This window comes from Coprococcus sp. RTP31081st1_H1_RTP31081_211007 (assembly GCF_040227275.1).
GTDB lineage: Bacteria > Bacillota > Clostridia > Lachnospirales > Lachnospiraceae > Coprococcus > Coprococcus aceti.
The window spans coordinates 788,414-809,432 of record NZ_JBEHVP010000001.1 but is presented as its reverse complement, the minus strand read 5'-3'; the positions used below and the strand labels follow the sequence as shown (position 1 = coordinate 809,432).

The 21,019-nt window shown below is 44.3% G+C and carries 17 protein-coding genes; 14 read left to right on the top strand and 3 right to left on the bottom strand.

Translation table 11 applies throughout. The features are described 5' to 3' along the window. Positions 1 to 4: 4 nt before the first annotated feature. Entirely contained in the window at positions 5 to 658 is a 654-nt protein-coding gene (locus ABUA31_RS03535; RefSeq protein WP_015533205.1) for a response regulator transcription factor, read from the bottom strand. Positions 659 to 711: 53 nt separating this feature from the next. Further along, positions 712 to 1,869 (bottom strand): sensor histidine kinase, encoded by a 1,158-nt coding sequence (locus tag ABUA31_RS03530; RefSeq protein ID WP_015533204.1) that lies wholly within the window; start codon positions 1,867 to 1,869, stop codon positions 712 to 714. Between the two features lie 302 nt (positions 1,870 to 2,171). On the opposite strand from ABUA31_RS03530, the gene ABUA31_RS03525 reads away from it, so the two are divergent. From ABUA31_RS03525 to ABUA31_RS03500, 6 genes are all read left to right on the top strand, one after another. Continuing rightward, positions 2,172 to 3,119: an ABC transporter ATP-binding protein gene (locus tag ABUA31_RS03525; protein ID WP_349818450.1), complete on the top strand. Its 948-nt coding sequence runs from the start codon at positions 2,172 to 2,174 to the stop codon at positions 3,117 to 3,119. 85 nt (positions 3,120 to 3,204) lie between these two features. Beyond that, positions 3,205 to 4,368 carry an ABC transporter permease gene (locus ABUA31_RS03520; RefSeq protein ID WP_238050457.1) on the top strand — a complete coding sequence of 388 codons (1,164 nt, stop codon included), beginning with the start codon at positions 3,205 to 3,207 and terminating at the stop codon, positions 4,366 to 4,368. After that, the gene (locus ABUA31_RS03515; RefSeq protein WP_349818451.1) at positions 4,355 to 5,515 is read left to right on the top strand and encodes an ABC transporter permease; all 1,161 of its coding nucleotides are present in this window, start codon (positions 4,355 to 4,357) and stop codon (positions 5,513 to 5,515) included. The genes ABUA31_RS03520 and ABUA31_RS03515 overlap by 14 nt, the downstream gene beginning before the upstream one ends. Positions 5,516 to 5,587: 72 nt before the next feature. Continuing rightward, positions 5,588 to 7,393 (top strand): alpha-amylase family glycosyl hydrolase, encoded by a 1,806-nt coding sequence (locus ABUA31_RS03510; RefSeq protein ID WP_349818452.1) that lies wholly within the window; start codon positions 5,588 to 5,590, stop codon positions 7,391 to 7,393. Between the two features lie 31 nt (positions 7,394 to 7,424). Continuing rightward, positions 7,425 to 8,327: an NAD-dependent epimerase/dehydratase family protein gene (locus ABUA31_RS03505; protein WP_055279842.1), complete on the top strand. Its 903-nt coding sequence runs from the start codon at positions 7,425 to 7,427 to the stop codon at positions 8,325 to 8,327. Between the two features lie 344 nt (positions 8,328 to 8,671). Then, positions 8,672 to 9,205 (top strand): hypothetical protein, encoded by a 534-nt coding sequence (locus tag ABUA31_RS03500; RefSeq protein WP_004848629.1) that lies wholly within the window; start codon positions 8,672 to 8,674, stop codon positions 9,203 to 9,205. Positions 9,206 to 9,336: 131 nt separating this feature from the next. Here ABUA31_RS03500 and ABUA31_RS03495 read toward each other — a convergent pair whose 3' ends face one another. Then, a complete protein-coding gene (locus ABUA31_RS03495) occupies positions 9,337 to 10,575 on the bottom strand; it encodes an argininosuccinate synthase (RefSeq protein ID WP_004848633.1) in 1,239 nt (412 codons plus the stop codon). A 419-nt stretch (positions 10,576 to 10,994) separates the two neighbouring features. Between ABUA31_RS03495 and argC the strand changes: the two genes are divergently transcribed. From argC to ABUA31_RS03455, 8 genes are all read left to right on the top strand, one after another. Continuing rightward, entirely contained in the window at positions 10,995 to 12,035 is a 1,041-nt protein-coding gene (argC, locus tag ABUA31_RS03490; RefSeq protein ID WP_022217176.1) for an N-acetyl-gamma-glutamyl-phosphate reductase, read from the top strand. 21 nt (positions 12,036 to 12,056) lie between these two features. Further along, a complete protein-coding gene (argJ, locus tag ABUA31_RS03485; protein ID WP_055143951.1) occupies positions 12,057 to 13,283 on the top strand; it encodes a bifunctional ornithine acetyltransferase/N-acetylglutamate synthase in 1,227 nt (408 codons plus the stop codon). Between the two features lie 228 nt (positions 13,284 to 13,511). After that, positions 13,512 to 14,402 carry an acetylglutamate kinase gene (argB, locus tag ABUA31_RS03480; protein ID WP_022217178.1) on the top strand — a complete coding sequence of 297 codons (891 nt, stop codon included), beginning with the start codon at positions 13,512 to 13,514 and terminating at the stop codon, positions 14,400 to 14,402. A 328-nt stretch (positions 14,403 to 14,730) separates the two neighbouring features. Next, positions 14,731 to 15,348 carry a ComEA family DNA-binding protein gene (locus tag ABUA31_RS03475; RefSeq protein WP_015533198.1) on the top strand — a complete coding sequence of 206 codons (618 nt, stop codon included), beginning with the start codon at positions 14,731 to 14,733 and terminating at the stop codon, positions 15,346 to 15,348. A gap of 29 nt (positions 15,349 to 15,377) precedes the next feature. Then, positions 15,378 to 16,064: a response regulator transcription factor gene (locus tag ABUA31_RS03470; RefSeq protein ID WP_015533197.1), complete on the top strand. Its 687-nt coding sequence runs from the start codon at positions 15,378 to 15,380 to the stop codon at positions 16,062 to 16,064. A gap of 1 nt (position 16,065) precedes the next feature. Further along, the gene (locus tag ABUA31_RS03465) at positions 16,066 to 17,541 is read left to right on the top strand and encodes a sensor histidine kinase (protein ID WP_022217180.1); all 1,476 of its coding nucleotides are present in this window, start codon (positions 16,066 to 16,068) and stop codon (positions 17,539 to 17,541) included. Between the two features lie 9 nt (positions 17,542 to 17,550). Beyond that, positions 17,551 to 18,486 (top strand): GerMN domain-containing protein, encoded by a 936-nt coding sequence (locus tag ABUA31_RS03460; protein WP_117874671.1) that lies wholly within the window; start codon positions 17,551 to 17,553, stop codon positions 18,484 to 18,486. Between the two features lie 108 nt (positions 18,487 to 18,594). Then, positions 18,595 to 20,964 carry a DNA internalization-related competence protein ComEC/Rec2 gene (locus ABUA31_RS03455; protein ID WP_349818453.1) on the top strand — a complete coding sequence of 790 codons (2,370 nt, stop codon included), beginning with the start codon at positions 18,595 to 18,597 and terminating at the stop codon, positions 20,962 to 20,964. The last annotated feature ends 55 nt before the right edge of the window (positions 20,965 to 21,019 follow it).

The following is a 21,019-nucleotide window of genomic DNA, read 5'->3' as shown; positions in this document are numbered from 1 at the left end:
TTGCTCAATTGGTTAGCTTTTTGTAGTAGAAGCACGCCAGCTGTGTGCGGTCTCTCAGCTGCAGCTTGTCAAGGATGGAACTGATATAGTTTCTCACTGTACCCTCGCTCAGATACAGGCTTGATGCGATTTCTTTGTTATTCAGACCATCTGCAACAAGTCTGATAATATTCATTTCCTTGGAACTGAGTTCGTATTCCATTCCGGCAAATGGCGATGGCTGGACATCTGATGAGGTAGTGTCCATATGTCCAATAAGATCAGGGAGTTTTCCAACTATCTCATCCCCGAATACAGTCTGTCCATTGTATACTGCTTTTACTGCCGGTGCGATGCTCTCAAAATTCTGCTTCAGTATATATCCCTTTGCTCCGATACTCAGTGCTTTGATTATATATTCGTCATCTGAAAATGTTGTCAGGAGAAGAATGCGGGCATCCGGGTGAGAGGCCATGATAGTCTCAGAAGCCTCAAGGCCATTTATGTTCTCCATGCGGATGTCCATGAGTAGAACATCCGGTTGATATTCTTCGTACAGTCTGATCGCATCAGCTCCACTGCCTCCCGTGGCGGATACCTGTATGTCGTCGCAGGCTTCGAGTATGGTCTGAAGTGACAGTGCCACCAGTTGGTCGTCATCTATTATAACTACATTCATTTGTCGGTTTCCTCCTATTTATAATCAGGATATTTTGCATATCTGTTTGGAATTCAGTCTGTAAAATCTCTTTTCATGATATTGATCAATATGGAAAATCCGTCGTCGGTTGATATCTTCATTGTGCCTCCAAGTTTGTTTACTCTTTCCTGGATACCATTTAAGCCCATACCGCCAGAAGCGCTTCCTTGTGCCGGGGATGGATCGGAGCGGATGTTCTGTCCATTGTCTGTTATATACAGTTGATAAAATGCCGGGTGTTCCCGCACGCGGATATCCATATGGTCGCCGTTGCTGTGCTTCAGCGTATTGTTAATGGCTTCCTTTACTATGTTGATGAATGAGTATTTGATCTCTCTTGGAAGCTTATCTGACATGTCGTAATCCATGTAGATGTCCATGTCGCTGACGTTGTTGATCACATCATCTAGGGCAGTGCGCAGGTCTATGGATTCATCGTGTAGATCGTGGACACTTTTTCTCATGCTGTCCATTGCGGTATCCAGCGTAGATTGCAGCTGTGCCAGGGGCTTCTCAAGACGCTCGTCTTTGTTGATAACTTTGATGGCACCGGTCTGAAGTATGGATCTGGTGAGCATATGACCGACATTGTCATGAATCTCCCGGGCAATCCTGTTTCGCTCTGACAGGGTGGCGGTGAGTACCATGTTGTCCTGATTTTCCAGCAACTGGCGTGTGTTCTGTGCAACCAGCATGTCGTGTTCTGCAGTATTGTCCCTCATGGCAAGAAGCTCAGCCCTCAGCAGATTTATCCGGCAGCAGTACACGCTCATAGCAAATGAGAATGCGATGAGGCATATCTGCGGGAGAACTGACATCAGAGGATAGTTGACGCACATGTATATGGATAACAGGACAAGTATGACTGGTGACAGCCGTTGTCTGTATCTGTACATGTCGTAGCTGACTATGGACACGAACATATAGACTGGGTGTAGCCAGAATGCGGATACAAGATACGCGCATACCAGTGCCTCGCATATGTATGGATATATTCTGCTGTGGTTCTCGGCGCCCTTCGTGGTGGCTCTGTTCACTGCGGAGATCCCGGCAAGTGCCGGATAGACCGCACCGGCAATGAGCGACAGGAGCAGTGCGATGATGATCCGGGTGTCCGTGGCAGTATTATGCGCATATATCATGACAAATGCTGAGACCAGCAGGAGTCCTTTGTTGATGAGATGTTTCATAATTATTCTCCATAATGTAGAAAATGCTGTAGTATATATCGTGCTGTCTGAATAGCCGTGCCGGGCAGTGTGTGCAACCTAGTGTAATAATTATTATAAATAAATATGAGGGAAAAAGAAATATGACAAATGTCACATTGTGAAGATGACGTTGTTCACTGTGAAAACAGATCAAGGGTGTATATAATGAGAGCATGTAATAAAGAATGTAGCATGCTGATGCGTGCAGACTATCATGTTATGAACGACACTCATAAGATAATGAGGGGCAAAAAACAGGATATCAAAACAGGAGGATATATATGAGTAATTCAGAAAATGCAATAGAGGTTACCAATCTGGTAAAGCGATATAAAGATCTACTGGCGCTGGATCATTTCAGTTTGACGGTGAAGGCGGGGGAGATACTTGGACTCCTTGAACCAAACGGCTCCGGCAAAACGACAACTATAAATTGTATACTGTCCCTGCTCACATTTGACAAGGGCGATATAAAGGTATTTGGCAAAGAGATGAAGCCCGACAGCTACGATATCAAGAGAGAGATAGGAGTTGTAATGCAGGATGTGGCGGTGTTCGATGAACTGACTGTATATGAGAATATTGATTACTTCTGCGGCCTTTATATAAAGGACAAAGAGAAGAGACGCAAATGTGTTGAGGAGACAATGGATTTCGTGGATATTGCGGATTACAGGAAATTCCTTCCAAAGAAGCTCTCGGGTGGACTGCTGCGAAGACTGAATATTGCCTGCGGAATAGCGCATAAGCCAAAACTTATATTCTTCGATGAACCGACAGTGGCGGTCGATCCGCAGAGCCGTAACAGAATACTTGAGGGGATCAAGCGTCTGAATGAGGAAGGTGCCACCATCGTATACACATCCCATTATATGGAGGAGGTCGAGCAGCTCTGTGACAGGATAGTCATCATGGACAAAGGAAAGTCTGTAGCTGTAGGAACAAAGGAAGAACTTAAGAAGATGATCAAGAACACTGAGACCATCAAGGTTGAGGTGCTTGGACTTACAGGCAAACAGATATCGGAGCTTCGCAGACAGCCGCATATGTATGAGGAGGAATATAGCGATGGTATGTTGACGCTGAGATATTCTGGTGGAAGACACAATCTGGTGAGACTCATGGAATTCTTCAAGGAGCACGATATATCATTTGGCAGGGTTGTTACGGAACTCCCGACGCTCAACGATGTATTTCTGGAGATCACAGGCAAGGAGCTCAGAGACTAAACGAAATTCAGGGCAGAGATATGAGATCGTTGAAATCGTATTGTATATGGAAAATTGAGATGAATCAGGATTAAAGGAGAGAATTATGTTTATACGGGACTTTTTATACACCATAAAGATCATGGTCCGAGGCAGGGTGTCGATCTTCTGGACACTGGTATTCCCGCTGCTTCTTGCAACATTCATGTACATGGCATTTGGCAACATATATGAACAGGATGAGATGTTCAGGAATATCAAGGTGGCGGTGGTCACTGAGGATGAATCGGCAAATGGACTTAATTATATGCTGGATGCGCTGTCGGATGGCGATGACGCCCTTCTGTCGGTTGCGAGGATGAGCGAAAGCGATGCGGAAAAGTTACTGGCTGATGAAGAGGTCGAGGGCATCATATATACGGATGATGTGAGGCTCACGGTTGCGGAGAGTTCTGTCAATGCGAGCATACTTGAGACAGTGCTTTCTGAGTACAAGCAGTACGAGCATGCACTTATGGATATATATAAGGATGGCATCGGACTTCAACAGTATATGTCTGGGACTTCCGGCGTGGATGATATGTCGGACCTTGTGGAAAAACTCTCAGAACAGAGATCATATTATACAGAGAAGGCCAGCACTGAGGGCAGCCAGAATGTGTATAACAATTATTTCTATGCCATATTTGCCATGAGCTGTCTGTTTGCATCACTTTCATCTATAGAGATGATGGGCAATCTTCAGGCAAATGTGAGCGCTACGGGAAAGAGAAAAAATGTGTCCCCACAGAGAAAAATGACCTTTGTTTTGGCAGAGTTTGCTGCACTGCTGATTATACATTTTGTGGTCGAGGTCATAAGCTTTATATACATGTCCTGCATAGGAGTGGATTTTGGCGACAGAGTATGGGAGATCCTGCTTACTCTGTTTGTGGGCTGCTTTATCGGTCTGGCAATAGGAGTCATAGTTGGGGCTATATCAAAGCTTGCTGAGGGGACCAAGATAGGTATTGTGATCGGAATATCCATGGTGATGTCCATCCTTTCTGATCTGTGTATAAACGGAGTAAAGTATGAGATACAGCAGCACGTGCCGATTATAAATAAACTCAATCCCGCGGCTCTGATATCGGATTCATTCTATGCGCTGAATGTTTACAGTGACCACCAGGTTTTCACTGAGAATATCGTCATAATGACTATTGAGGCTGTGGTGCTCATAGCAGTTGGGATTCTCATGGTAAGGAGGAACAGATATGCAAGTGTTTAAATCTTTTTTCAAGGTTTTGAGAAAATATATTGGGCAGATGATCATGTATGTGGGAATCCTGTGTGGAGTCATGGTTGTGTTCATCAATGTGGGAAACACAGATCCACAGAACTATTATAAGGATAAAACGATCAAATATGCGGTGAGCGATGAGGATGGCAGTGAGATGAGCAGAAAATTGATGGCTTACCTGAATGATACGCAGCAGCTTGTATATGGCGTTGATATGGACGAACGAGGTATTCAGGATGCTCTCTACAACAGGGCGGTGGATTGTGTGATCAGGATACCAGATGGCTTTGGCGATGCATGGGCAAATGATACTGCGGATGGTCTGCTTGAGATAACGACTATCCCCGGAAGTCAGGCGTCCATGCTGTTTGAGACAAGGCTTGACAGCTACATGAATATGGTGTCTCTGTACAAGAGGGCCGGAGATGATGTGAACGATGCCGATAAGAGAGCGAGGACGGCACTTGAGCAGAAGGCTGAGGTCGATATGGCCGAAGGAAAGACCTCAGGACATTCCATGTTATATAATTTTTACAACTATCTGGGGTGGGTCATGATATGCGTTATGATAATTGGGGTAGCGCCTGTTTTGCAGGTATATAACAGGAAAAAGCTTAGAGCGAGAATAGAGTGCTCATCATACAAATTTTTCAGGCTGAACAGGGAACTTGTCCTGGGGATGATGTTTACTGGATGCGTATTGTCTGTAGTATTTATAGTACTTTCCAGAATACTTATAAAATATGATATAGTCTCAGCAAGGAGCGGAATGTTCATACTCAATATGCTGGTGTATGCCTGTGTAGCACTCTCGCTGGCATTTCTGGTTAGCAAGCTTACCCAGAGTGAACAGATTCTTTCCATGTGTGCAAATGTCATATCACTTGGAATGGCATTCCTCTGCGGGATATTTGTGCCGAGAGAGTTCTTAAGTGACACTGTGATGGCGATAGCACATTTCCTTCCAGCATATTGGTACGCAAATGCAACGGATGCCATCGACAATTTCGCATCCGGCAGTTCGGTGTCAGGCATATTTGTAAGCATGGGAGTGCAGATGCTATTCGCCGTACTGTTCATACTTGTTGGAGTGATCGTTGACAGGTACAAGACCGCCGGCAGGGCTATGGCTTAGAAAATACACTGGAAGTTATGAGGCATGGTCTGTTATAATGTTCTTTGGAGGGAGTATAGGAGGAACGAGAAAGTGCTTAAAAAGAAAGTGCTGAAACAGAACAACTTACTCAGACTGCAGAAGAGACTTGCAGTGGTTATGCTGGCCCTTACACTTGGACTCGGTACAGGGTGCGGCAAAACAGATGACGGAGCGGACGGTGCTGCGTCGTCAGAAGCAGAGACTTTGGCGGATGGTCAGACAAACGATCAGACAGATGCCGGAGCCGAAGAAGAAAATGGACAGGAGTCTAAAAAGGATAATGACGAGCCTTATGCAGAGGGAACATATTCCAGTGATGCATACGATGTGGCAGAATTTACGGCAGAGCCTCGTAAGAAGACCGACGAAGAGGGTAATCGCGGCGTGTATTACGAGATATTTGTCAGATCATTTGCCGATTCAGACGGTGATGGTATAGGCGATCTGAATGGCGTCACGGAGAAACTTGACTATCTGAAGGAGCTCGGGATCGATGGGATATGGCTCATGCCGATCACTGCATCCGATACCTACCACGGATATTCCGTGACGGATTACATGGCGGTGAATCCCGATTACGGAACAGAGGATGATCTTAAGAGATTGCTTGACGAAGCACACAGCAGAGACATGAAAGTCATCATGGATTTGGTCATCAATCACACCAGTATCAATCATCCGTGGTTTCAGGCGGCAAAGTCCGATGAGAACAGCGAGTACAGAGATTATTACAGGTGGGTGTACAAGACCGACAAGAAAGACTGCAATCATCTTCTCGACAAATCAAGCTGGGGAGATATGGTGTGGCACCAGGAAGGAGACTTCTATTATTATGGTGTGTTCGGCGCGGATATGCCGGATCTGAACTATAACAATCCGGATGTTAGACAGGCTGCGAAGGATGCCGCCGGTCACTGGCTGGAGCTTGGCCTTGACGGTTTTCGTATGGACGCCGCAGTTCATATCTATGGGGCGCACGAGTTCAAGCAGCAGGAAGATTCTGAAGCGGCAAATATCACCTGGTGGAACGAATTTGCCGGTTACTGCGAGAGCATAAATCCTGATGTATATCTGGTGGGTGAGGTATGGCAGGATGACAAGGTGCTGGAAAATTATGTCCAGCCATTTGACACGAAGTTTGATTTTGCGATTCAGCAGAAGATACTGAACTGCGTACAGAAAGGCATGGCGGTGCCAGGATTTGGCGATTCTCTTTCCGTGGCGATAGAGAATATACAGAATAAATATGACGGCGTGGATGTCAACTATCTGAATGGAGTATTTGGAGCAAATCACGATCAGGACAGGATAGCATCGTCGGTGAACAGCCTGGATAAGGCGAGACAGATAGCAGCGGTATATATGACACTTCCAGGCAATCCATATATTTACTATGGCGAGGAACTCGGAATGTACGGCAGCAAGCCGGATGAGATGATAAGGACACCATTCCTGTGGGGAGATGACAGTACATACAACACGTCATGGGAAAAGGACGATCAGAATGCAGAGACAAAGGGACTTGACCAACAGATGAAAGATCCGGATTCAATGTATTCATATTACAAGACACTGATAGCGCTTAGAAAAGACAATCCTGCCCTTATGAAAGGAAACTATAGAGCGGCAGCGCTCACAAGCGACAGTGTGATAGCGTACTTCCGTGAGGCGGATGGACAGAAGCTGCTGGTAGTGCACAACTTTGCAGAGGGCGATCAGACGGTATCACTTGCTGAGTGCGGAGACATAACAGTTACAAATGTACTTTATTCAAGTTCTGGTGAGACAGGTGTGTCAGACCTTAGTTCAGTGAAATTAGCTGGAAATGAGAGTGTGGTACTGGAACTTGGTGAGTAGATAAAAAATCCCAATTTAAAGGAGGCTCTCCATGAAGAAAATACTAATAACGGGTGGTACAGTATTTGTAAGCCGGTATGCGGCGCAGTATTTTGTGGACAAAGGCTATGAGGTGTATGTGGTCAACAGAAATTCAAGACCGCAGGTTCCAGGTGTGAAACTTATAGAAACGGACAGGCATGACCTGGGAGACAAACTCAAAGACATCTATTTTGATGTTGTGGCGGACATAACCGCATATAATGCGGAAGATATCACAGACTTATGTGACAGCCTTGGTTCATTTGGTCAGTATATCATGATAAGCTCAAGTGCAGTGTATCCAGAGTATGGAGATCAGCCATTCCGTGAAGATTCAGAACGGGCACTCAACAGATACTGGGGGTCATATGGTACGGATAAGATTGCTGCGGAGGATGCATTACTTGACAGAGTGAGTGATGCTTACATACTCAGACCACCATATATTTATGGACCTATGAACAATGTATACAGGGAGGCTTTTGTATTTGACTGCGCCAGGGCGGACAGACCATTTTATCTGCCCGGAGATGGTGGAATGAAGCTGCAGTTCTTCCATGTGAAGGATCTCTGTATCCTGATGGAGAGAGTAATAGAGGAAAAGCCGGAGACTCATATCATGAATGTGGGAAATGTGGAGCCGGTCACTATAAAAGACTGGGTGACGATGTGTTACGCCTGCTTTGATAAGATCCCTGCGTTTGTAAATGTCAGTGAGGATATAGAACAGAGAAATTATTTCAGTTTTTATAACTATGAATATTATCTCGATGTGCAGCAGCAGAACAAAATATACTCGGAAACAATATCATTGGAAGATGGATTGAAAGAATGCGCAGAGTGGTATGTGGAAAATGAATCAGAAGTTGGAAAAAAGTCATATATGGAATATATAGACTGTAATTTAAAATAATGTACGTTGGTGCAGCGATATTGTAAATGATATGTATTTAGGGAGATCTGGAGCTTCGGCTCCGGATCTTTTTTTATAGATATACATTCAAATATCGTCGAGATATACGATGTGTATAAATTCATTAAGAAAGTGTAAATTCGTTATAAGTGGGTTTACATCTTCGCTAGCATTGATATAATGCAGATACATAGTGAGAGAGTTCTTGACAATGATGGAGTTTTACTCATTGTTCTCAAATAAGATTTTAGTTCTTTTTTAGTAGAAATAAGTGATCTGAAATTTCTATAGTTTAATTTCCATAATGATTTTTGGCAAATATAAAATAATAAAGGAGTTACTGAATGATAAAAAACAGGAATGTTAGTATAATAACGGACGAAAATAATAATCAAATAGTAATTATTAATGACAAAAAATTTAAAGGCTTATCAAAAGATGATTGGCAGCAGATAGAAAAATACTTAAAAGGCTATATATCGGATTGTTATGAAATTACAGAAACAAATGATGTTGTTTATATTGGAAAAGAATTTCCGTCTGAATATGCAGGTTCGAAAAGCAGAATTGCATTAAAAGGTGCAAGAAAAAAGGCAAAGGCATCAGCATCACAGGGAATTCCAGAGCTAATAAAAATAGCCAAAAATCCACGTTGGGAAGAGAATAAAGAGCAAAAGCATAATAAAGATGCTAAATATGGTTGGTATAGATATGATATAAGGTTTGGACTGCCTGTGTATGATGATAAAACGGGCAATTTAGATAGATATAATATATTCACAGCTATTCTTCTTATAAAACATTCAGAGGATGGTAATAAGTACCTGCATGATATTACCACAATAAAAAAAGAAACGAGCAGCCCGCTTGAGTCGTAAAACTGTACGGTGAAAACCCATTTCTTTTGATATATTCTATTTCAGTCTTTTTGTTTTGTCAAGAAAAAACATCCTCCATCATATTCATAACGAGTATGATGGGGGATGTTTCATGTCTACACTATAATAAATTACTTATTGTTAGCGTTGTCCTTCTCCTCACGCTTCTGATCCATCATAGCACGAACCTTCATTGAAAGACCGAACAGGTTGATGAAACCTGAAGCATCCTTGTGATCGTAGAGGTCGCCAGTTGTGAATGAAGCAAGGCTCTCTGAGTACAGAGTATAATCTGATGTAGTACCAGCCTTGATGATGTTACCCTTGTAGAGCTTCATCTTTACATGACCAGTTACACGCTCCTCAGTCTTGGCAACAAATGCTGAAAGGCTCTCGCGGAGAGTGCAGAACCACTTTCCTTCATATACAAGTGCTGCGAACTTTGTTCCAACAAGCTTCTTGTACTCCATAGTATCACGGTCAAGTGTGAGCTCCTCAAGCTGCTTATGAGCCTCTGTGAGGATAGTTCCACCAGGTGTCTCGTATACACCACGTGACTTCATGCCGACAACACGGTTCTCAACGATATCGATGATACCGATACCGTGCTTTCCGCCGAGCTTGTTCAGCTCACGGATGATATCAGAAGTCTTCATCTTCTTGCCGTTGAGTGCTACAGGGTAGCCCTTCTCGAAGTCAAGGTCAATGTACTCAGGCTCATCAGGTGCCTTCTCAGGTGTAACTGAGAGAACCAGAAGGTCATCGTAGTTTGGCTCATTTGCAGGATTCTCAAGCTCAAGGCCCTCATGGCTGATGTGCCAGATGTTACGGTCACGGCTGTAAGAATGCTTTGCATCAAATGGAAGATCGATGCCGTGTGCCTTACAGAATGCGATCTCATCCTCACGTGACTGCATAGTCCACTCAGGCTGTCTCCATGTAGCGATAACCTTGATGTCCGGTGCAAGAGCTTTGATAGAAAGCTCAAAACGAAGCTGGTCGTTACCCTTGCCTGTAGCTCCGTGGCAGATGGCAACAGCGCCTTCCTTACGTGCAACCTCAACAAGCTTCTTTGCAATGATAGGTCTTGCAAATGAAGTACCGAGAAGATACTTGTTCTCATATACAGCGTCAGCCTGAACTGTTGGCATGATGTACTCATCACAGAGCTCATCTACAACATCGATGATGTAAAGCTTCTCAGCTCCTGAATACTTTGCTCTCTCGTCAAGTCCCTCAAGCTCGCTCTCCTGACCTACATCTATACATGCACAGATAACATCGTATCCGTATGTCTCCTTTAACCATGGGATGATGGCAGTGGTATCAAGACCGCCTGAATAAGCCAGTACAACTTTTTCTTTAGCCATTTTAATAAATCCTCCTATAAATATAGTGTTTTGAAAAATTACTTTATAATATATTCCATTTTTCGCCTACATGAACTATACAACGCAAATGTATATTATGCAAGCAATTTTTCAAAATATCCATTTAATCAGCGTATAATATGCATGTGATTTATACATGGATACATAGCTAAATGGCGGCAAAAACGTTGATGAACCGTATATTTTTAACGATTATGCAAATATTCAAAAAAACCATTGCATAATATGCAATCAAAATGTATAATTATAAAAAGTTTTTTGTAGGAGGGATAACATATCGTCTGATTAGATGAATGTTGACTAGGCTGACTAAGTGGGTATACAATCAAACAGGATATGCCTTAAGACAAATCCGTGGGAATGGAAATATAAATTTTTACATATATATGGAGGCAGTTATGATTAAGGTAGGAATTATCGGATCGACAGGATACGCAGGACAGGAGATAGTAAGAATCCTTCTTGGACATAAGGAAGCGGAGATCGTATGGTACGGTTCAAGAAGCTTTATCGATCAGAAATATTATCAGGTATACGGCAATATGTTCCAGATCGTGGACGCAAAGTGTATGGACGACAACATGGAGGAGCTTGCATCAAAAGTAGACGTCATATTTACAGCTACACCACAGGGACTGTGCGGATCACTGGTGAATGAGGAGATTCTGTCAAAGGTGAAGATCATAGATCTCAGTGCAGATTTCAGAATAAAGGATGTTGCTACTTATGAGAAGTGGTACAAGATAGAGCATAAGAGCCCACAGTTTATTGACGAGGCTGTGTATGGTCTTTGTGAGATCAACAGGGAGGATATAAAGAAGTGCAGACTTCTTGCAAACCCTGGATGCTACACAACATGTTCCATCCTTTCACTCTACCCACTGGTTAAGGAAGGTCTGGTTGATGCCAACTCCATCATCGTTGACGCCAAGTCCGGAACATCAGGTGCAGGAAGAGGCGCGAAGATCGCAAATCTTTACTGTGAGGTCAATGAGAGCATAAAGGCTTATGGAGTTACGACACACAGACATACCCCTGAGATAGAGGAGCAGCTTGGATATGCGAATGGCAGTCCGATAGTTATCAACTTCACTCCACACCTTGTTCCTATGAACAGAGGAATACTTGTGACAGCATATGCCAACCTCAAGGAGAAGGTCGATTACGATACAGTGAGAACCGCATACGATAAGTACTATGCAAATGAGAGATTTATCAGAGTCCTCGACAAGGATGTATGTCCTGAGACAAGATGGGTTGAGGGCAGCAACTATGTGGATGTCAACTTTAAGATAGATGAGAGAACAAACAGAGTCATCGCCATGGGCGCACTTGACAATCTTGTAAAGGGTGCTGCAGGTCAGGCGGTTCAGAACATGAACATCATGTTTGGATTTGACGAGGCAGAGGGTCTCCGCATGGCTCCTGTTTTCCCATAAATTTGGAAATAAGGTGGTAGGATGAAGATAATTCCGGGAGGCGTGACAGCCCCTGCGGGCTTTAGGGCAGCGGGACTACATGTTGGAATAAGAAGAAATAAACTGAAAAAAGACATGGCACTTCTGGTGAGTGATGTTCCGGCTAATGTAGCGGGAGCATTTACACAGAACATGGTTCAGGCGGCACCGGTCATATACGACAGGCGGCTTTGCCAGAATGTGGGAATGTGTCAGGCGTTGGTGGTAAACAGCGGTGTGGCAAATACCTGTACTGGCGAACAGGGAATCCACGATGCTGAGGCCATGGCAGCCCATGTAGGTAAGAGCCTTGGCATAGATCCAAGTACGGTTGCGGTGGCTTCTACAGGAGTCATAGGAATGAGACTTCCGATGGATGTCATACAGAGCGGTATAGATATGCTGGTGCCGGAGCTTTCATATTCTATAGATGCCGGAGTGGATGCCGCGGAGGCGATCAAGACGACTGATATCTATAAGAAGGAGATAGCCGTAACTTTAGAGATCAAGGGGCAGCAGGTCACCATCGGAGGTATGTGTAAGGGATCAGGAATGATCAATCCTAACCTGGGAACCGTACTCAGCTTTATCACGACAGACCTGAATATCAGTTCAGAGTTGCTGGGCAAGGTGCTTAAGGCTGACGTGGTCGATACATACAATATGGTGTCAGTGGACGGAGATATGTCCACCAACGACACTGTCATGATATTTGCAAATGGCATGGCGGGCAACGAGGAGCTGCTGGAGACCGATGACGACTTTCCTGCATTTGTCGAGGCAATAAGATATATCAACCGCGCATTTGTCAGGGCGATAGCCTCGGACGGCGAGGGTGCTACCAAGATGTTTCAGGTGGATGTGTCGGGCATGCCGGATAAGGATACTGCAAGACATCTGGCAAAGGCGATAGTGGCCTCCAATCTTGTAAAGTGTGCCATGTACGGAGCTGATGCCAACTGGGGCAGAATAGTTTGCGCCATGGGACAGAGCGGCGTGAAGTTTGATCCGTACAGGGTGGATATAGAGATAGCCAGTGTGGCAGGACATCTTGAGATCGTAAAGCATGGAGTGACAACTGATTACGATGAGAAGGAAGCAAGCCACATACTCTCAGAGAAGCAGATAAAGCTCAAGGCGCATATGAATATGGGGGATGAGATGGCCACAGCGTGGGGGTGCGATCTCACATATGACTATATCAAGATAAATGCGGATTATAGAAAGTAAAATCCAGTGAGATAAGCCATATAAAAATGGAAGCAGGTTATAAGATAAAACATATTGCGTAAATTTAAAAATAGATTATAGTCAATAAATCAAATAAGACTAAATTGAGACGATGCGTTAATCGTTGACATTGATCAGGTTGGAAGATAAAGTTGAAGGCAAAAGACAGATAAACCTAAGGTAGATAAACCGAAGATATATAAATATAGAAGAAAGAAGGACAGAAAAATGGTTATAGGTGATTACACAGTAGATCAGGTAATTGAGAAGGCACAGACACTGATAGAGGCTATGCCATATATCAAGAAATTCCAGGGCAAGACAGTGGTTGTAAAGTACGGCGGAAGCGCTATGCTTGACGAGAATCTCAAGTACAACGTTATCAAGGACGTTGCCATGCTGAAGCTTGTCGGCATGAAGCCGGTCATCGTACACGGTGGCGGCAAGGAGATCAGCAAATGGGTAGAGAAGGTCGGCAAGGAGGCAGAATTTATCAACGGTCTCCGTGTTACAGATGCAGAGACGATGGAGATCGCAGAGATGGTTCTCGGCAAGGTCAACAAGAGTCTTGTAAGTCTCATGCAGAAGATCGGACTTAAGGCAGTCGGAATCAGCGGCAAGGACGGCGGAATGTTCACAGTCAAGAAGAAGTTCCCTGGTGGCAAGGATATAGGTTATGTGGGAGAGATAACAAATGTTGACACATCCATCCTTACATCACTTATCGAGGATGATTTCATCCCGGTTATCGCACCTATAGGAGTGGATGAGAACTACGAGGATTACAACATCAATGCGGACGATGCTGCTTGTGCAGTAGCAACAGCTCTTGAGGCTGAGAAGCTTGTATTCCTCACAGATATCGAGGGAGTATTTATTGATCCAACAGACAAGTCAACACTTATCTCAGAGATGGATATACACGAGGCAAAGGACATCATAGAGAAGGGCGTTGTCGGCGGTGGTATGCTTCCAAAGCTTAACAACTGTATCACAGCCATGGAAAATGGAGTTTCAAGAGTGCATATACTTGATGGCCGTCTCCAGCACTGCCTGCTTCTTGAATTCTTCACCCAGAAGGGTATCGGAACTGCTATCCTCAAGGAGCCTTTATTCTAGGATGCATGGCAGAATATAACAAAGCTTCAAATAATAAAATAGTAAATTATAAAACAGTATATATGACCATGGTGGACAGCCATCTGTAAGGATGGAAGATTACCGGTCATGTATGCTGTTTTTTTATGTCTGATCTGAATCGGGGAGTTTATAAAAATGTTACATTTTTATGTATTGTAAAAAGTATCAATGAATAAGGGATAAAAGGGCTCTTTTGTGAAAAAAGTAACAAAAATGAAATAAAATAGAAATATATTGTTGTAAATTCAGAGGTGTTTAGATACAATAAACCTGTGTAATTCTGTGCTGACACAGGAGGTGTCGCACGATGAAGAAAATAATTAAAAATTTAGCATATTTATGCGTGCTGACAATGACATTATTGTGTTCCGGCTGTGGAGAAGAACAGGTAACTATATCCGGTAATTCAGAAGAGAATGTTACGGAGAAAGCTTCGCAGCAAGGCGCGGAAGAAGCCGGAGCAGACGACAGTGTAACGATACATTCAGAAACTCCAGAATACATAACAGTTTTTGTATGCGGAGCAGTGAAGAATGAGGGCGTATATGAGCTCGAAGCCGGATCCAGGGCGAATGATGGCCTTGAGGCGGCGGGAGGATTCTCCGATGACGCAGATACCGTTGCGGTGAATCTTGCAGATGTGCTTGAGGATGGTCAGAAGCTGTACTTTCCTGTCGGAGGTGAACAGCTTCCGGATGAGAGCGAAGCCGGGACAGATGCGTCGGAACAGAGACTGGTCAACATCAACAGTGCAGATGCTGCGGAACTTATGACGTTACCGGGAATAGGCGAGACGAAGGCCTCGCAGATTGTTGAGTACAGACGGAAGAATGGAGCATTTGCCTGCAAAGATGACCTTAAGAATGTCAGCGGCATAGGAGACAGTATATATGAGAAACTGGAGACATATATATCGACAGAGTAAATGAGTCTCGGGGTAGAAAGGATGTTAAGATGAAGAAAGTTCTTGTTGTGGATGATGAGAAGTTGATCGTTAAGGGGCTGAAGTTCAGCCTGGAACAGGACGATATGGAAGTGGATACAGCCTACGATGGCGGTGAAGCTATAGAGAAGATAAAGGCAAATGATTACGATATAGTTCTGCTGGATATAATGATACCTGTATACACAGGAATAGAGGTTTGCCAGATGGTCAGAGAGTTTTCCAATGTTCCTATTATCATGCTCACTGCAAAGGGTGAGGACATGGATAAGATCATGGGACTCGAGTATGGTGCAGATGACTATATAACAAAGCCATTTAATATTCTTGAGGTGAAGGCCAGGATCAAGGCTATACTTAGAAGAAGCAACCGCAAGCAGGCACCTGCAAAACCGTCAAATGTAATGGAGATCAACGGAATGAAGGTTGAGCTTGACAGCAGACGTGTATTTGTCGGTGGTAAGGAGCTTAATTTGACAGCCAAAGAGTTTGACCTTCTTGAGCTGCTCATGGCGCATCCAAACAAGGTATATTCAAGAAATGAACTCCTGAATACGATCTGGGGAGATTCCTACCCGGGAGATGCGAGAACAGTTGATGTGCATGTTAGAAGACTTCGTGAGAAGATAGAAGCTAATCCGGGTGAGCCGGTATACATTCATACAAAATGGGGAGTAGGATATTTCTTCAAGGGCTGATATGAAAAAAAAGAAACGTGCAACAGTTGAAACAGAAAAAATTGAAGAGAAGAATACCGCCCAGGAGAGATCCAGAGTCAGTATCAGAGTGGGGCAGAGAACGATCATATCGCTTATAGTGGCAGTCAGTGTGGCAGTGATCGCCTATGCAGCACTGTGGATACTGGCGGGCACTGTGAATTCGAAGAGTGAGAGAAATCTTGACAGACACGCACAGGAGTGTGCAGAATACATTGCCCATATAGTGAATGAACACAAGGCGGAGGATGATATAGGGAGAGCCGTGGACGAGATAAAGACCATGGCTTATTCTCTCTCTGCCCGTATAGTTATAGTGGATACTGATTACAAGGTCGTGGTGGACTCCTATGGAAAAGACACCGGAAGATATCTGGTGGATGAGAACGTGTTCAGCGTAATGAAGGGGCAGCAGAAGTATATATCAGAGACAGAGGAAAATGTGTACAGGCGCATAGTTCCAGTGATCAACAGTGAGGGCTATACAGATGCGGTGGCACTGATATCTCTTGAGACCGATGCTCTCGAGAACCTGTCAATATATATGAAGAGAAATGCAACTTATCTGTTTGCGATATCGTTGATACTTGGATTGATAGCTGCTTATTTTGCGGCTAAGTTATCAGTCAGGGATGTGAACCATGTCAGAAACGAGATAGAGGGAATGAAAGGCGGCAGCCTTGAACCGATGAGCGTGGACGGTATGTTCAGGGAGACACAGGAGCTGACAAAGGATATAAACGATATATTCAACAAGGCACAGCTTCTTGAGGAGTCCCGTCAGGAATTCGTGTCAAATGTCTCACATGAGTTAAAGACACCGATAACATCCATGAAGGTTCTGTCAGAGTCGCTGCTCACCCAGAGTGATGTGCCGGCGGAGATGTACAGAGAATTCATGGAGGATATAGTTCAGGAGATAGACAGGGAGGCAGAGATCATAAGTGATCTGCTTACACTCGTTAAGACTGACAAAGGCCCTGACAGCCTGAATAAAGAGCCTGTGGATATGAATGAATTTATGGATCTCATACTCAAGAGACTTAAGCCTCTGGCGGAGAAGAGAAGTATACAGCTTTCATTTGAGAGCTTTGGAGACATAAAGGCAGAGATAGACAAGGTGAAGTTTACTCTTGCGATCTCGAATCTGATAGAGAATGGAATAAAGTATAACGTTGATGGCGGTTGGATAAAGGTTTCGCTCAATTCAGACCACAGGAACTTCTATATCAAGGTAGCAGACTCCGGTGTAGGAATACCGGAGGATTGCATAAATCATATTTTTGAGAGATTCTACAGAGTAGACAAGGCGAGAAGTCGAGACACTGGTGGAACCGGTCTGGGACTAGCCATCACGAAGAATATAATTATCATGCACAAAGGAACTATAAATGTGTATAGTGAACCGGGAAAAGGAACTACATTTACGGTAAAGGTTCCATTACAGGCTCACGAGTAAGGGATTAATATGACGACGAAAAAAAGAATTATGCTCACTGCCGTGGTCATGGCTGCAGTGGTGATTCTTGTGGCGTGTGGAAGCGACAGCAAGAATGGCAGAAAGAAAAATTCAGCAGACAATTCAGATGAAAATCTGACTCTGTACTACGCAAACTCAACGTGGACTGATCTGTTCCCGGAGGTTTTCACCCGAGACCAGCTCGTCACGACGGAGAATCTTATCGACACTGTGATGAACGCATTGATGGACAGTGGGGAAATGACGGATAAACAGGTTCCGGTTCCCCAGGGCGTTACGTACCAGAGATATACATATGACGGTCAGGCGACGATCAATCTTATGTTCAACGTTGACTGGGAGGCCACTGACACATATGAGATGGTGCTAAGCAAGGCGGCATTTGTGAGAACTCTGACACAGATCGAATCGGTGAAGAAGGTTGTGTATGAATACACTGACATTGCAAATGAGAACAGTATCGTGCGTGAGGAGCTCACAAATGATTCATTTTCAGATATGGACAACTTCATGAATCCACATGAAGAGTACAACATATATATGCCGGACAGCACAGGACAGAAGCTGGTTCAGAAGACCATAGATCTGGACAGATCAGCGCCTGAATCACTGGAGGAACAGATGGTTGCAGGACTGAGAATGAGTTACGATGGAACAGTTGTACCGCTCAATGAGAAAACTGTGGTTAAGAGTGTCACTGTGGATGATGCTGACGATGTGTGTACGATAACATTTAATGAGAGCTTTGCGGATGGAACAGCAGGTGTGGACGATGAGATACTTGTGTATTCTGTTGTGGATTCCCTCATGGAGCTTGAAGATGTCAAGAGTGTACAGATAAATGTGGATAATACAAATAACAGATTGAACAACATCGATCTCAGCAGGAAATTTACTGCTGATTATTCAAAGCTTGAGATATAAACAGAAGTTTGAACAAAACAGGAGGATACGAATATAAAGAGACCATTATTCTGGATAGCAGTATGCTTTGCGCTTGGAGAGGCGTATAAAGAGGCTGCTGACAGTTCAGTGCTTATAATTGGTCTGATCATATTGGCTGCACCGGTATTGTCGGTTTACATGGACAAAGCCGGTACAGCCATGTTTTTTTATAGTGGCAAAGCTCATGGTGATAAAGACAGAAAGAACAGGATCGTCAGATGCGTTCTGAGTATGATGATATTTGGAATGATCTTGTTGACCGGTTATATGAATGGTTGTGCTATGTCAAAGCAGGAGAGACTCGCAGAAGAGCTCGATGGGCAGCAGCCGGGCGGTATAGAAGGAAAGGTGTACGAGATCAGGCAGTCCGGCGATGAATGGCGGGTATATGTGTATGCGGAATGGATAACATTTGGCGGAGGCGACTCAGAAGAAACTGTGGAATACCGGGGAAGATCAAAGGTATTGCTGTACATGGAAGACGTGGGAAGCCTGAAGACCGGAATGAAGCTGACCTTAAGCTGCAGTCTGTCAAGGCCGGACTCTGCAGATAATCCGGGCGAATTCGATGCGCGGGAATATTATTCGCACAAGGGAATATATATAGTAGGAAAGGATATCTCCATTCTGGAGTGTGGAGAGGACTACAGCCGTATAGGAGACAGTCTGTTCAGGCTGCGTATAAAGTCCGGGGAGATCACAGACAGTGTGTTTGGAGAGACGGATGGCTCGGTGATAAAGGCAATGCTACTGGGGGATAAGAGCGGCATTGACAGGGATACGAAGAAGCTGTTTCAGATGAATGGAATAGCTCATATTCTGGCGATATCCGGTGTGCACATAGCAATAATAGGAATGACATTATTCGGCGTGCTGCGAAGGCTTACAGGGTCATATATGGCATCTGGTATAATGGCTATATCTGTGATCGTACTTTACGGAGTTATGACTGGGATGGCGAGTTCAACTGTAAGAGCCATGATAATGATGGTGATATCTGTGATCGGTCAGGTAAAGGGGCGAAGCCCTGATATGCTTACATCCGCGGGAACCGCGTCAGTCATACAGGCGCTGATTGATCCGGGTATCATCCTTGATGCCGGATTTCAGTTGTCTTTTGCCGCAGTGCTGGGGATGGCGGTGCCTGGAGCACTTATGAAAAAGCTTATTCCAACTAAGAATAAGGTAGTCAGTACACTTGTAATGAATCTGGCGATAACACTTGCCACCGGACCGCTTGTTATATTCTATTATTACCAGTTTCCGCTGTATTCGATCTTTCTGAATCTGCTCATAGTGCCATTGGTTTCTGTGATAATATTTGTGAGTATCGTCGTGATTGCGGCTATGCTTATTTTTCCCGGGATACTACAGGGCAATGAGATGGCGGTGGGCATAGGAGCGTTTCCTGTGAAGCTGATACTTGCAATATACAGGCAGCTTTGCGAATGGGCGATGAAGCTTCCATTTTACAGTATAAATACAGGCCATGTGTCGGTTATGATGATCGTAGTATTTTATATGGCTATGGTTGGAGTGCTGATCCTGCTTGTAAGAGCAAAGAGTGCAGACTGCGCCAGGGTGAGGAGGCGGATGGTCTGTCTGTGCGCTGCTGTGATCATGACCTTGTGCTGCGTGTGTTACGAAGCAGCTTCATTTGACCGGGAGTTCAGAGTTGTATTTATGGATGTTGGTCAGGGAGACGGCATACTTATAAGGTCTGGCATGGGAGTAAATATATTGATAGATGGGGGCTCGTCGAGTAGCAATAAGGTTGGTGAGTACGTGATGGTGCCTGTTCTAAAGTTTTATGGTGCAGCTCATGTAGATTATGCATTTGTGACACACGGAGATAAGGATCATGTGTCCGGTATCCAATATCTTCTAAGCGATACGAACTCCGGTATCAGAATAGATAATCTTGTGGTTCCGATGTATGGTGATATTGAAAATATGGGTGAACTGCTTGAGCTGGCAGAGAAAAGAGGCGTAAATATCATATATATGGACGGCGGTTCTCAAATGTCCTGTGGCAAGGATGCAGCTAAGGTGTGGTTAAATTTCTTGCATCCGTCCGAAAAAACTGATATAAAAGATGCAAATGATCTTTCTGCGGTTATCCGTCTGGAGTATCGAGGGTACAGTGTTTTATTTACGGGAGACCTGGGAGAAGATGGAGAACGGGAGCTTATCTCGGAGGGCGGTGATCTGAGTGCTGATGTGTTGAAGGTCGGACATCACGGCAGCAGATATTCTACGAGTGGGGAGTTCCTGAGAGCAGTCGACCCGGATCTTGCGATCATATCGGCGGGGGAGAATAACCGATATGGTCATCCGCACGGGGAGACACTGGAGCGTTTGGATGCCTGTGGAGCTGATGTAATGAGTACCATAGACTATGGAGCTATATGTGTAGAGATAACGGATGGTGGAATTTCGGTAACCGGATACAGATGATCAGGGAGTTATGAGAATAGGAATTCTGAAAGGAGAACAGGGGAAGGAAGAAACG

Bases quoted from the DNA above. Each gene is read 5' to 3' on its own strand.
- ABUA31_RS03535 (WP_015533205.1), bottom strand. From the start codon at position 658: ATGAATGTAGTTATAATAGATGACGACCAACTGGTGGCACTGTCACTT.
- ABUA31_RS03530 (WP_015533204.1), bottom strand. From the start codon at position 1,869: ATGAAACATCTCATCAACAAAGGACTCCTGCTGGTCTCAGCATTTGTC.
- ABUA31_RS03525 (WP_349818450.1), top strand. From the start codon at position 2,172: ATGAGTAATTCAGAAAATGCAATAGAGGTTACCAATCTGGTAAAGCGA.
- ABUA31_RS03520 (WP_238050457.1), top strand. From the start codon at position 3,205: ATGTTTATACGGGACTTTTTATACACCATAAAGATCATGGTCCGAGGC.
- ABUA31_RS03515 (WP_349818451.1), top strand. From the start codon at position 4,355: ATGCAAGTGTTTAAATCTTTTTTCAAGGTTTTGAGAAAATATATTGGG.
- ABUA31_RS03505 (WP_055279842.1), top strand. From the start codon at position 7,425: ATGAAGAAAATACTAATAACGGGTGGTACAGTATTTGTAAGCCGGTAT.
- ABUA31_RS03500 (WP_004848629.1), top strand. From the start codon at position 8,672: ATGATAAAAAACAGGAATGTTAGTATAATAACGGACGAAAATAATAAT.
- ABUA31_RS03495 (WP_004848633.1), bottom strand. From the start codon at position 10,575: ATGGCTAAAGAAAAAGTTGTACTGGCTTATTCAGGCGGTCTTGATACC.
- argC (WP_022217176.1), top strand. From the start codon at position 10,995: ATGATTAAGGTAGGAATTATCGGATCGACAGGATACGCAGGACAGGAG.
- argJ (WP_055143951.1), top strand. From the start codon at position 12,057: ATGAAGATAATTCCGGGAGGCGTGACAGCCCCTGCGGGCTTTAGGGCA.
- argB (WP_022217178.1), top strand. From the start codon at position 13,512: ATGGTTATAGGTGATTACACAGTAGATCAGGTAATTGAGAAGGCACAG.
- ABUA31_RS03475 (WP_015533198.1), top strand. From the start codon at position 14,731: ATGAAGAAAATAATTAAAAATTTAGCATATTTATGCGTGCTGACAATG.
- ABUA31_RS03470 (WP_015533197.1), top strand. From the start codon at position 15,378: ATGAAGAAAGTTCTTGTTGTGGATGATGAGAAGTTGATCGTTAAGGGG.
- ABUA31_RS03465 (WP_022217180.1), top strand. From the start codon at position 16,066: ATGAAAAAAAAGAAACGTGCAACAGTTGAAACAGAAAAAATTGAAGAG.
- ABUA31_RS03460 (WP_117874671.1), top strand. From the start codon at position 17,551: ATGACGACGAAAAAAAGAATTATGCTCACTGCCGTGGTCATGGCTGCA.